The organism is Moorena sp. SIO2C4, assembly GCF_010672485.1.
Lineage (GTDB): Bacteria > Cyanobacteriota > Cyanobacteriia > Cyanobacteriales > Coleofasciculaceae > Moorena > Moorena producens.
On the sequence record NZ_JAAHGN010000002.1, the window covers coordinates 34342 to 45613 of the forward strand.

Here is an 11272-nt window from a genome sequence, read left to right on the forward strand (position 1 = left end):
AATCTCAAAAGTCTCCAACACTAAAAGAGAACGGTGATTCTGCCATAGCAGTACATAAGGTTTTTGGTCTTGAAAAAACAATAGTGAGTCCTAGGGTGGGTGATTAGCCCACCCTATTGCGTGAGCGCTGGGATAGGTTATACTGGTTATAGCCATAAACTAAGCCTTCGATCATTGGTCGAGGGTAAGCTCAAGGCAAATCGGCTGAGAGCTCAGAGCTCTAAGGTGACTTATAAAAGTATTTTTCGGTTTTTTTCAAAAAAAGCCTTGACAAATACACCAGTCATAGATAATAATAGTAAATGGCTCGGAGATTGGGACTGTAGTTCAATTGGTTAGAGCACCGCCCTGTCACGGCGGAAGTTGCGGGTTCGAGCCCCGTCAGTCCCGTAGAACAAATGTAGGATACTATCGGCTCCTCCTAAAGATGATCCTAAACATGATCTAGTCGGAGTAGTTGATTGTTGCAGGTACAATAGAGACGAAAAGACTATAGTAATTAGGTTCTTAGCAATCAGCTGTGACAGTTAGAGTCCGTATTGCCCCAAGTCCAACCGGAAATTTACACATTGGTACCGCTAGAACCGCTGTATTTAACTGGCTATTTGCCCGTCGCCACAGCGGTAAGTTTATTCTGCGCATTGAAGACACCGATCAAACGCGATCGCGAGAGGAATATACCCAAAACATCCTCGATGGTTTAACTTGGCTGGGACTGGAGTGGGACGAAGGACCATTTTTCCAATCCCAACGTCTTGACCTTTATAGTGCTGCTATTCAACAACTCTTAGACCAGGGATTGGCTTATCGCTGCTACACTAAAGCTGAGGAACTAGAGCAACTGCGAGAAGCTCAAAAGGCTAGAAAAGAAGCCCCCCGCTATGACAATCGCCATCGCAATCTGACACCAGAACAACAAACAGCATTTGAGGCGGAAGGGCGCAAGCCGGTGATCCGCTTTATGATTGATAATGACCGCGAGATTGTCTGGAATGATCTAGTCCGAGGTAAAGTCACCTGGAAAGGGAGTGACCTTGGGGGTGATATGGTGATTGCTAGGGCATCTGAAGAGAATGATATCGGTCAGCCTCTGTACAACCTAGCTGTGGTGGTGGATGACATTGATATGCAAATTACCCATGTCATTCGCGGTGAAGACCATATTGCGAATACTGCTAAACAGATTTTGCTCTATGAAGCCCTAGGGAGCGTAGTCCCAGAATTTTCCCATACACCTCTGATTCTTAACCATGAGGGACGGAAGCTATCCAAGCGCGATGGTGTAACCTCTATTTTTGACTTCAAAGCCATGGGCTTTACCCCTGAGGCGATGGTTAATTATATGACATTGCTGGGATGGTCTCCCCCTGACTCCACTCAGGAAATCTTTACTTTGGCTCAAGCCGCTCAAAAGTTCGGTTTTGAACGGGTGAACCAAGCTGGGGCAAAGTTTGACTGGGCTAAGCTGGATTGGATTAATAGTCAATATGTCCACCAGATCAGTGCATCTGAATTACTGGACTTGTTGATTCCCTACTGGGAAAATGCTGGCTACAACTGTGATCCTGTGGCAAATCGCCCTTGGCTGGAACGGTTGACTGCTATGATTGGACCAAGTTTGACTCGCTTGCCAGAAGCAGTAGATATGACTCGGATGTTCTTTACTGAGTCAGTTGAGTACACGGAGCAGGCAGTAGAGCAGCTGAGAAAACCTGGTGCTAGTGAGGTGGTGCAAGCTATTCTTGACCAACTCGGTAATTACCAACAGCTGAGTCCAGAGGAAGCTAAGCAGATTATTAACCAAGTCACAAAAGCGCAAAAGGTCAAGAAAGGATTGGTTATGCGATCGCTTCGTGCTGCACTAACTGGGGATGTCAATGGTCCTGATTTGATCGAATCCTGGGTATTGCTTCATCAGCGAGGATTTGACCAAACTCGCTTGAAGGAGTCATTACTTCAGGTGGCATGATCCCAAGGGATGGGTTACCGATCGGTTATCTATCGGTAACCCATTTCTGATCCTGTTTAAGTCTATTGTTTTATCCTGATCCGAAGTTCCCTTGTCCGAATTTCCCGACAATTGCGGGGCAGTTTAGTGGGTAAAACGAGCTACGGTTAAGAAACATTTCCTTTGTTTCTTTCGCCCTTACCCCATGGTAGTGATAAATATCAGCGTCGCTGTAAATAGGATTATTTATCGATAATGTTTTTACAAAGATCAGATGCACCCAATTGATTGAGAGGTTTCACTAGACGTATTACCCATCAATTCTTCTGCGGTAATTGGGGTTATTCTGAGAGTATCTAGAGGAAATAAAAACTCACCTTGTTGGAGCTTAATATCCAGGGCATCAAGGACAAACAAAAAATCTATAAGGCTCGCTGTTTGGTAGTCTTTAGCCTCATATTCTATGATTTTTTCCTCGGTTAAACCAGCGATATCCGCCAGTTGTTTTTGGCTTAGATTAGCAGCTATACGAGCTTTGATAAGAAGTTGTGGTAGATTTTTAATATCATCAAGCTTCAGAACAATTGGAGTACGATTGTCATGGTTGATGAGGGTTTCGTATTCAGCAACTTCGGTTTTTAAAGCATTAAGATGACTTTGTAATGAATCGCGCTTAATCTTCCACCAACAATCATTTTTTTTGAGCTCTTCATCTTGAGCGTCATAAACAGATAAGTCAGATTCAAATTGACGAACTAATTCTTGGCTGTAGTCATACTGTCTTTGATTTTTAATCATGGTTCCCACCTCAATCCCTACGCAACTTTACATACCAAGCATTTCAGGTTGTTTCGTCGCCCCTTCAGGATAAACCCTCTATTTGAACTAGATGCCAAATTGCTCTTTAATACCTTGGATAAACGTCTTATCATCCAATTCTTTTCGATTAGCAACCATCATACTGGCATCTTCGCCAGCAGTATATCGCAATTTATCAGTGCCGTCTGTCGCTGCTTCATAAATCACGTTAGCGACAACAATAGGCTCAGAAGCCTGATCAGGGAAAGATTCCATCGAATTGAACAGCTTACCAATTAATTCTTGATACTCAGTTAGGCTTTCATCGTTGCTCATATCAAGGGAGCGGCCAGCAAAATCAGTGTTGATAATGCCTGGCTCAATAATTTTCACTTTGCAGCCAATTGCTTCCATTTCAAAACTCAGACCTTCGGAAATCCCCTCAACAGCAAATTTAGTCCCGTTATATAATGAAAATAATGGAAAGGTCATTTTGCCACCAATCGATGAAATATTAATTAATATACCATCTTTATTTTGTCTGAAATGGGGTAGGATTGCTTTGGTTACATCTAACAGCCCAATAACATTAACATCAAATTGTCTTTTTATCTTTTCCCTGGGGGTTGCTTCTAAAGGGCCAAAAGCACCATAACCAGCATTATTTACCAAAACATCAATTTTAGCGAACTTTTCAATACCTAGCTGAATGGCTTTTGTAATTGAATTTTGGTCTAAAACATCTAGTCTTGTCACCAATACATTATCAAGGGTGGTTAGTTCTGTTTCCTTTTCTGGACTTCTCATGGTTGCAACCACGTTCCAACCTTTTTCCTGGAACAATTTTGCAGTTGCTTTTCCAATACCGCTGCTTGCTCCTGTAATTAAAATTGTCTTACTCATTTTGGATTCAAACTAATTTTTGTTATTTGACTATGACAATTCATGCTTGAATGTCGATTCAGTTTGATCCTATACTAACGAAGGGGGAAATTTCACTAGCAAGTTACGCCAAACTACATGCAACGTGCGCCAATCAAAAATTATTCACGTTATGTGACAAAAAGCGAAAAGATGACTGTTGTAAAAGACAGATAATGTATAAGGTACTCCCGACTCCCGACTCCCGACTCCCTAAAACCTAGGACGAAAGTACCTCACCGAATTGAGAACTGCTATAGCTCAAGCGCTAACTACCACTTGTCCGACAGGATGAGCCACACAAGTCAAAATCATGCCTTCCTTCCGTTCATCCTCTTCGAGAGCATCAGGTTCCTCGTCATACTCTACTTTCCCTTTTAGAAGCTTTTGCTTACAAGCACCACAGGCTCCCATGCGGCAACCGCTTGGTAATGCCACCCCTTCTTGTTCCGCCACATCTAGGATCACATCCTCTGCATCACAGGTGACTTCTTTCCCAGACTTAGCAAAGACTACAGTTGGTTCTGAACAGGTTGACGGTGATTTCACTAACTGTAGTTTAGGAGGACCTTCCGCTTTGACTGGTTCAGGAGTCGGTGCTGCTGCTGTCTTTTTTGAGGGCTTTTTGCCACCAAAACTCTCTTCATAGTAGTTCTCCATCGGGAAGTCTAGACCGGCTAGCATCTCTTTCACCCCTGCCATAAAGGGATTCGGACCACAGACATAAATAATGCGATCGCGAAAATCAGGAGCCATCTCTTCCAGCATGGCTTGATTAAGTCTTCCGATATAACCCCACCAAGCTTGGTCTAGTTCTGGACGAGTGGTGGTAATAGCAGGCTTAAAGTTGGGGTGCAAAGCCGCCATCAACTCTAATTTCTGACGGAAGATGATATCTTTTGGGCTACGAGCGCTGTGGACAAAAACCACATCCACATCAGCCCCAATGTCACAAAGCCACTCAGACATGGACATCATCGGAGTAATCCCGCTACCTGCTGAAATGAACAGCAGTTTATTAGCAGAATGGTCAGCACAGGTAAATTTCCCCATTGGGCCATTTAATCTGACCTCGGACCCGACTTTGATGTTGTCGTGCAACCAGTTAGACACCAAACCCGCAGGTACATCAGGAGCATCGGCTGGTGCTGGCACTCGCTTGACAGTAATTTCCAAAGTATAAGGACGTGAGGGGGCCGAAGAGATAGAGTAGGAACGCTTGACTGGTTTGCCATCAATCTCCATCCTCCGAGAATTTCTCACTCAACCCAATATTGATGCTTCTCCGGCATGGGAATTAATTGATGGGCGAGCAGTCCAAAAACCAATGCCAACCCTCTTTCACTCCCGCCTACAACGCAATCTGGTTAATTACATCAATGATCGAACCAATGGATTTGAAGCGGTACAGGAGCTACGCTGCATCATACCTCCCTACTCCCCAGTACCAGATATTGCTATCGTTGCCTGGGATCATCTTCGTGATCAAGACGGACCCCTTGATGGAGCACCCGATTGGCTGATTGAAATTCGTTCCCCTGACCAAAGCAGTTTAAACTTGCAAAACAAAATTCTTCATTGCCTCAGTAATGGAACACAATTAGCCTGGTTAATCGATTTTGCTCGTCAGCAGATTTGGGTCTGGCAGGGAGATGACCTACCCATAGTCTGTTCAGGAGAAAACATTCTACCAAGCTTAGGAATTCTACCCGAACTTACGGTCAACAAGGTAATGGCTATGACTCGGCGATCATAGATCGTTGCCCCTTACCTAATTTTATGCTATTTCTTGCCCGATATCGATGATGTTGGGTTGAGCTTGGTGAAATCCAACCGACAAGATAATGCGTTCGCGTAGCGGCGACCTTCGCGTAGCGTGGCCCATTCGCGTAGCGTGGCCTTTTGGCCAAGGCCAAGGAGCATCGCTAATCATTTATTTTTGATAGTGAAATCTACAAGAAATAATTGTTAATTCTTCGTCAGTAATTTCATAAACTAAACGATGTTCAGAATTGATCCGCCTTGACCAATATCCTGATAAATTTGCCTTGAGAGGCTCTGGTTTGCCAATGCCATCAAATGGATTTCTGATGATGTCTATAACTAATAATTTGACTCTTTTTAATAGCCTTTTATCATTCTCTTGTAGCCAAATATAGTCAGACCAAGATGCTTCAGTAAAAGTTATTTTCATTCATCAATTAATTCTTTAATTAACTTTTTCCCTGATTTAGCTTGTTCAATTGATTTTAATAGATGTTCGGCATTAGTAGGATTGGATAATAAATATAGTGTTTCTTGCCAAGAGTTAAATTCATCTAAAGACATTAAAACAGCTTGTTTTCCTTGATCATTACATACAATAGTTGGTTCGACGTCAAGAATGACCCGCTCAATTAGTTCATCTAATTGTTGTTTGGCTTGATTACTCGTAATTGCTTTCATTTTTAACTACTCAGAGTTGTATATACTATAAAGTAACATATACGATAGCACAGAGCTATAGATTCTATTTGTGTCCTGGTGTGGCTCTGTGGTTCTTTCTTCTGAAATCCTAACATATTCCCGTAGTAGTGTAATTTCATGCCTTATTGTTTGTTTAGCATAATCAAAAGTTTTTCAGCTAATACCATTACGTGAGGTTCACCAAGCATGGTAGCAGACCTTGTAGGGTGGGCAAAACAAATATCTTTAACAATTGAACTGATAGATTGCCCATTTTTGCCCACCTCAAGTTACTAGTAGCGAGGGATTGCCTACGGCACCAGTGTGTACGCAAAAAGCTGGCAACCATTACATAATCTGTGGGAGCATGGCATCTGTGCAAATAGCTCCGATGTTTCCATGCCAAAGAATAACTCTGAAGTAAAAGACCAAGCACGAAGAATCTTGGACGCAATAGCCTTCACTCCCTTTGACCAATGCCAACTCTTGAACCGTGATTTTAGCCACATCCCTGCTCGTCCTGGCATCTATGCCATCAGGCATAAAACTGATGGACTGCTTTACATTGGTAAGACCAAGAGCTTGCGAGGTCGCTTCAGTGGTGGACACAAAGCTTTTTTGTGGGCATGGCTCGACAAATATAGCGACGAAGATGTTCGTATTGCTATGCAGACAATTTCCTACTGGCAAAACCCTGCGCTACTATTGGAGCTAGAAGCTATCATCTTGAGGGCTACCGAACCTCCCTATAATGTCCAAATCCCAATGGAGCAGTAAACTTATGCAGGTAGAACTTTTGGGCCGAATCTCCTCCACTGATGCAAAGGTCATCTTGGAACGCCTGCCCGAACATATTCAGGCTGCTCTCGTTGAGCGTGCTGCTGAAATTGAGTATCCAATTGAAGCAGTTATTGAAATGGCAATTGCCAGCTTTCTCGATACCGAAGCATTAAGTTTTGTAGACTGTAAACCGGGGCGTGGACAATAACTCCAGCCAGTTATCATCGGTTGCAGCATGGCTTGGCTAGGGCTGAGGTCTTATACCAAATCCGGTTACTATAGGACACATATATTATTGAGAAAATTTTGATATATATGGATTCTAATTGACTTGTTTGTGGTCTGGCTAAACCAGATTTGGTATTACTCGTCAAAACCACCGACACTTGAGAATCAGACAACATATAGGCTAAACGTTCTTGAGGATAGCCCAGATCAAAGGGAATGTAAGCTCCCCCAGCCTTTGTAGACTTTTTCAGCAAACGCTAGCTAGACAAAATTTAAGTTTTTCAGCTAATACCTTAACGTGAGGTTCACTCAACATAGTAGTATGATTTCCAGGAATTACATGAACCTCTACAGGTTGAGTAGAAAACTGGTTCCATCCCCAAGTTAGATCCGTAGGAATTTCACCAAGCATTCCCAATTCATCCTGATAAACTTCGCTGGTGCGGAACAGGGTAATCTCACCTTGATAGCCTTCTTGTGGGAGATAACTCATAAAAGCAAATTCGTCAGCTTTAATCGTTTGAACAATCCCACGCACTCGTTCAATTCCTGAATTAGGTGGCAACAGATTGACGGTTTCCATCTGTTGTTTGAGATAGTTTAATTGTGCTAATGGAGTAAGAGGTTTTAGGGATTCATAAGAAATCTCTAGATTTTTCCCAGATAACATTTCTAGGATATGGGCAATATTCGTTAGCCATCGGGTATCATCCCAATCTAGCTGTTTGGGGGCGCTACCAGGAAGTCGGGCGGGAAGGTCTAATAGGGCTAGGAGGGCAACTGTTTCTCCCTTTTTTTGTAGTTGTTGTGCCATTTCAAAAGCAACCAGAACCCCAAAGGAATGACCGCCCAGGAAGTACGGACCAGAGGGTTGAATGGTTTGGATAGCTTTCAGGTAATAGGCAGCTATTTGTTCAACACTACTAAAGGGTTCCGACACCCCATCTAAACTAGGAGGTTGCAAAGCATAAAAAGGTCGATCATTTCCCAGATGACGGGCGAGTTGGTGGAAGTAGACCACATTGCCACCAGAACCAGGCATACAGAAGAAAGGTAGTTGATTTCCTTGGGGTTGAATAGCAACTAAGGGAGACCAAGACTGAGTATCAGTTTTTTGACGCAGTAGAATGGCTAATTGTTCTACGGTAGCGCCTTGGAAAAGGGCGGCTAAAGATAAATTTTTGCCAAATTCTTTCTCAATCTCAGCCATTAAACGCACTGCTAAGATAGAATGACCACCCAAGTCAAAGAAGTTGTCTCGGACTCCGATGGGAGAAACACCGAGAATCTCTGACCAAATTTGGGCTAGTTGTAATTCCACCGAGTCCCGGGGAGCAACAAAACTGCTTTCTGGAACCAAACTTGAAGCATCGGGGACAGGTAAACCACGACGATTGACTTTACCGTTAGGAGTCAGGGGCATTGCTTCGAGAAAGACAAAAGCAGCAGGAATCATGTACTCGGGTAGCTTAGTCTTGAGGAAGGAACGCAAATCATTGATCGTAGTTTTTGCGTCATTGGTAATTAAATAAGCAACCAGGCGTTGGTCTCCTGGAATGTCTTCGCGGGCAATGACTACAGCTTCTCGCACCTTGGAATGTTGGGCAAGTACTGCTTCAATTTCTCCGAGTTCGATGCGGAAACCTCGAATTTTTACTTGATGANTGAAATGGCGTTGGTGATCGAAAAAGTTCACGATCCAGGTAGGATGGAGCCTCGTCAAACTCCTGGCATGATTGTGACCTCTCTAATTTCCATCACCGCTGGCGGGAGTGCTGGACCAGAAGCACCTTTGGTACAGATTAATGGTAGCTTAGGTAGCTGGCTAGGAGTCAAGCTTAAACTGGCAATCAGCCATATCCGGATATTGACCTTCTGCGGGATGAGTGCTGCTCTTGGTGCCTTTTTTGGTGCGCCGATCGGGGGGGCATTGTTTGCCCTAGAAATTCCCCACCGCCGGAGTCTGGAATACTATGAAGCCATCGTACCAGCCATTGTCGCGTCAATTTTTAGCTTCTCTGTTTTCCGCTTTGGTACTGGGTTAAATGTGGGAGGAATTTACCGCTTTAACCTTTTTGATACATTACCTACTCTGTCCTGGCTAAATTTAATTGAGGGTGGATTACTCGGGGTTGCTGGTGGATTAGCTGCTATCGTGTTTATCTATATCTTTCGCTTTACCAAGTCTTGGATTAAATCTATTGAACATCGCCATATTTTGCTAGCTACACTAGGCGGATTATCTATTGGGTTGATTGCTGTATTCTTTCCCCAAACCCTATTTTTTAGTGAGGAGCAAATTGAAACAGTGATTGAACAAGGTCCCACTTTGGGGGTAACCATGTTACTGGGGATTGCCTTGGCAAAAATGTTTGCGATCAGTTTTACCCTCCACGGTGGGTTTAGAGGCGGATTTATCTTTCCTCTATTTTTCATCGGTGCCAATCTGGGTTTAGCTATCTCCATCGCCTTACCCGAAATTCATCCCACCATTGCTATGCTTTGCCTGATGGCAGCGGTGAATGTGGCTGTCACCAAAACACCGGTCAGTAGCACGGTTATTCTTAGCGTTCTGTCTGATACATCGATTCTTCCAATTATTGCTATTGCTAGCTTTGCCAGTTTCTTGTTAACTACTAATATTTCTTTGCTGAAAACTCAGCGATCGCGTAGTCAGGAGGGTATACCAGTAATGGCTTAAGAAGACTTAAGTCTGAGTTAGTCAAGGATTTAGTCAGTCAACAAAATCAGTTTTTTTGTTGAGAAGTTAGCTAATTGGGTAATTAAGAGTCAACCGCCAAAAAAAACCATCAGTTAGGTAAAATTGTATCGTTAACAGCTTCCTAGATAGGTACAGGGTGAAATCTTTAAAAGAGTTCTGTCTAAGTGTTGTTGATCTCGAATTGATGCCAACTGCGCTGAGGGTGGCTTTGGTCGTTGGCTCAGTTCTGTTTGTGATCAATCATGGTTCTGCTCTCCTACAAGGACAGATGACTCAACAGCGATGGATTTCAGGGGGTTTAACCTATATAGTTCCCTACTTGGTCAACATTCATGGTCAGTACACCATGCGTTCTAGGCAAACCGCTCGAAGAGGAAAAGCAGATTATAATCGCAATTCTGGTTGATTACGATATAGCATTTATCAATTGGGTGAGGTACTTTCGTCTGGGGTTTTAGGGAGCAGTGAGCAGGGAGCATGGAGTAGAGGTAAGAGTATGGGGAATAGGAAACCCAGGCGCGTTGAGGGGGGGGATTTGAAAAAATTTTGTGTACCTCATAAGTATGGAAAACGCTAGAGTGATGTCAAAACCCTGCTTCTGGTACAATGGTCAGCTAATTGAGGGCAACTCCCTGAGCCTGACCATTGATGAGCCAGGATTTATCTATGGCGCTACAGTTTTTACCACCCTACGAGTTTACCATCAGTCATTAGATCACCCACTAACCCATTGGACTAATCATTGCCATCGCCTCCAATCGAGTTTACAAGCATTTGGTTGGCAACAGCCGGATTGGGAGCAATTGCGCCAAGGAGCACAATCACTGATCACCCTTTACCCAGTGCTGAGAATTACCCTATTCCCCGATGGACGAGAATTGATTATGGGTCGTCCTCTGCCAGCCAATTTAGCTCAGTGGCAAGAACAAGGCATCACTGCTTGGGTAGCTGAGTCCTCTTCGGTAAAATTTCATCGCTGCTTACCCACTCACAAGACCGGGAATTATCTATCTCCATGGCTGGCGAAGCAAATGGCGCAAAATATGGGAGCACAGGAAGCAATTCTGGTAGATAATCACGGGAATTGGCTGGAAACTAGCACAGGTAACTTATGGGGATGGAGAGATGGTCAGTGGTGGACACCACCAGTGGAAGCTGGAATTTTACCAGGTGTGATGCGATCGCATTTAATTAAGTGGCTGACTTGCCAAAATCAGAGAGTTCGTGAGGAACCTTGGTCACCCGAGTTGGTAGGACAGTTGGATGCGATCGCATACACTAACTGCGTGGTGGAGGTTGTTCCCATTCACCGGGTCATTCAAGAAAATTCTGAACGAGTTTATGACCCACTACACCCAGTTTTCCAAGACTTACGTAAGTATTAACTATTAACTTTTAATTGACGAAAAAATTCGTACTCTGTTTATTGA

Annotated in this window: 13 protein-coding genes, 1 tRNA gene and 1 pseudogene; 8 read left to right on the forward strand and 7 right to left on the reverse strand. The window is 43.6% G+C overall.

Annotation, left to right across the window (positions count from 1 at the left end; translation table 11 throughout):
- The first annotated feature begins 316 nt into the window (after positions 1–316).
- A tRNA-Asp gene (locus F6K20_RS00325) sits at positions 317–390 on the forward strand.
- A gap of 130 nt (positions 391–520) precedes the next feature.
- A complete protein-coding gene (gene gltX / locus F6K20_RS00330) occupies positions 521–1969 on the forward strand; it encodes a glutamate--tRNA ligase (RefSeq protein WP_287293314.1) in 1449 nt (482 codons plus the stop codon).
- 249 nt (positions 1970–2218) lie between these two features.
- Here gltX and F6K20_RS00335 read toward each other — a convergent pair whose 3' ends face one another.
- The 3 genes from F6K20_RS00335 to F6K20_RS00345 form a co-directional block, all read right to left on the reverse strand.
- Positions 2219–2746 (reverse strand): DNA-binding protein, encoded by a 528-nt coding sequence (locus tag F6K20_RS00335; RefSeq protein ID WP_287293316.1) that lies wholly within the window; start codon positions 2744–2746, stop codon positions 2219–2221.
- Positions 2747–2833: 87 nt separating this feature from the next.
- Positions 2834–3649, reverse strand: a complete 816-nt coding sequence (locus tag F6K20_RS00340; protein ID WP_287265464.1) for an SDR family oxidoreductase — start codon at positions 3647–3649, stop codon at positions 2834–2836.
- Positions 3650–3928: 279 nt separating this feature from the next.
- On the reverse strand, positions 3929–4912 hold the full coding sequence (locus F6K20_RS00345) for an FAD-binding oxidoreductase (RefSeq protein WP_287293318.1): 984 nt from the start codon (positions 4910–4912) through the stop codon (positions 3929–3931).
- Between F6K20_RS00345 and F6K20_RS00350 the strand changes: the two genes are divergently transcribed.
- The gene (locus F6K20_RS00350; protein WP_287293320.1) at positions 4887–5423 is read left to right on the forward strand and encodes a Uma2 family endonuclease; all 537 of its coding nucleotides are present in this window, start codon (positions 4887–4889) and stop codon (positions 5421–5423) included. The two genes, F6K20_RS00345 and F6K20_RS00350, sit on opposite strands and share 26 nt — an antisense overlap.
- Before the next feature lie 21 nt (positions 5424–5444).
- Here F6K20_RS00350 and F6K20_RS00355 read toward each other — a convergent pair whose 3' ends face one another.
- From F6K20_RS00355 to F6K20_RS00365, 3 genes are read right to left on the reverse strand one after another with little or no spacing between them, the layout of a single operon-like run.
- On the reverse strand, positions 5445–5600 hold the full coding sequence (locus F6K20_RS00355; RefSeq protein WP_287293322.1) for a hypothetical protein: 156 nt from the start codon (positions 5598–5600) through the stop codon (positions 5445–5447).
- The gene (locus tag F6K20_RS00360) at positions 5601–5861 is read right to left on the reverse strand and encodes a Txe/YoeB family addiction module toxin (protein WP_287293324.1); all 261 of its coding nucleotides are present in this window, start codon (positions 5859–5861) and stop codon (positions 5601–5603) included.
- The gene (locus F6K20_RS00365) at positions 5858–6112 is read right to left on the reverse strand and encodes a type II toxin-antitoxin system Phd/YefM family antitoxin (protein ID WP_287293326.1); all 255 of its coding nucleotides are present in this window, start codon (positions 6110–6112) and stop codon (positions 5858–5860) included. The genes F6K20_RS00360 and F6K20_RS00365 overlap by 4 nt, the downstream gene beginning before the upstream one ends.
- Before the next feature lie 399 nt (positions 6113–6511).
- Here F6K20_RS00365 and F6K20_RS00370 point away from each other — a divergent pair, with 399 nt between their 5' ends.
- Both F6K20_RS00370 and F6K20_RS00375 read left to right on the forward strand, forming a co-directional pair.
- Positions 6512–6889, forward strand: coding sequence for a GIY-YIG nuclease family protein (locus F6K20_RS00370; protein ID WP_293019023.1), 378 nt, complete (start codon positions 6512–6514; stop codon positions 6887–6889).
- Positions 6890–6893: 4 nt separating this feature from the next.
- Entirely contained in the window at positions 6894–7100 is a 207-nt protein-coding gene (locus F6K20_RS00375; RefSeq protein WP_071106566.1) for a hypothetical protein, read from the forward strand.
- A gap of 267 nt (positions 7101–7367) precedes the next feature.
- Here the strand turns inward: F6K20_RS00375 and F6K20_RS00380 are convergent, their stop codons facing one another.
- Positions 7368–8816 carry a thioesterase domain-containing protein gene (locus tag F6K20_RS00380; RefSeq protein WP_287293330.1) on the reverse strand — a complete coding sequence of 483 codons (1449 nt, stop codon included), beginning with the start codon at positions 8814–8816 and terminating at the stop codon, positions 7368–7370.
- Here F6K20_RS00380 and F6K20_RS00385 point away from each other — a divergent pair.
- The 3 genes and pseudogenes from F6K20_RS00385 to F6K20_RS00395 all read left to right on the forward strand — a co-directional run.
- Positions 8778–9821, forward strand: a pseudogene (locus tag F6K20_RS00385) (chloride channel protein); the annotation flags it as partial. The gene F6K20_RS00380 and the pseudogene F6K20_RS00385 sit on opposite strands and share 39 nt — an antisense overlap.
- Positions 9822–10026: 205 nt before the next feature.
- Positions 10027–10248, forward strand: coding sequence for a nitrate/nitrite transporter NrtS (gene nrtS, locus F6K20_RS00390; RefSeq protein WP_044494320.1), 222 nt, complete (start codon positions 10027–10029; stop codon positions 10246–10248).
- Positions 10249–10405: 157 nt separating this feature from the next.
- Positions 10406–11227, forward strand: a complete 822-nt coding sequence (locus F6K20_RS00395; RefSeq protein ID WP_009149041.1) for an aminotransferase class IV — start codon at positions 10406–10408, stop codon at positions 11225–11227.
- The last annotated feature ends 45 nt before the right edge of the window (positions 11228–11272 follow it).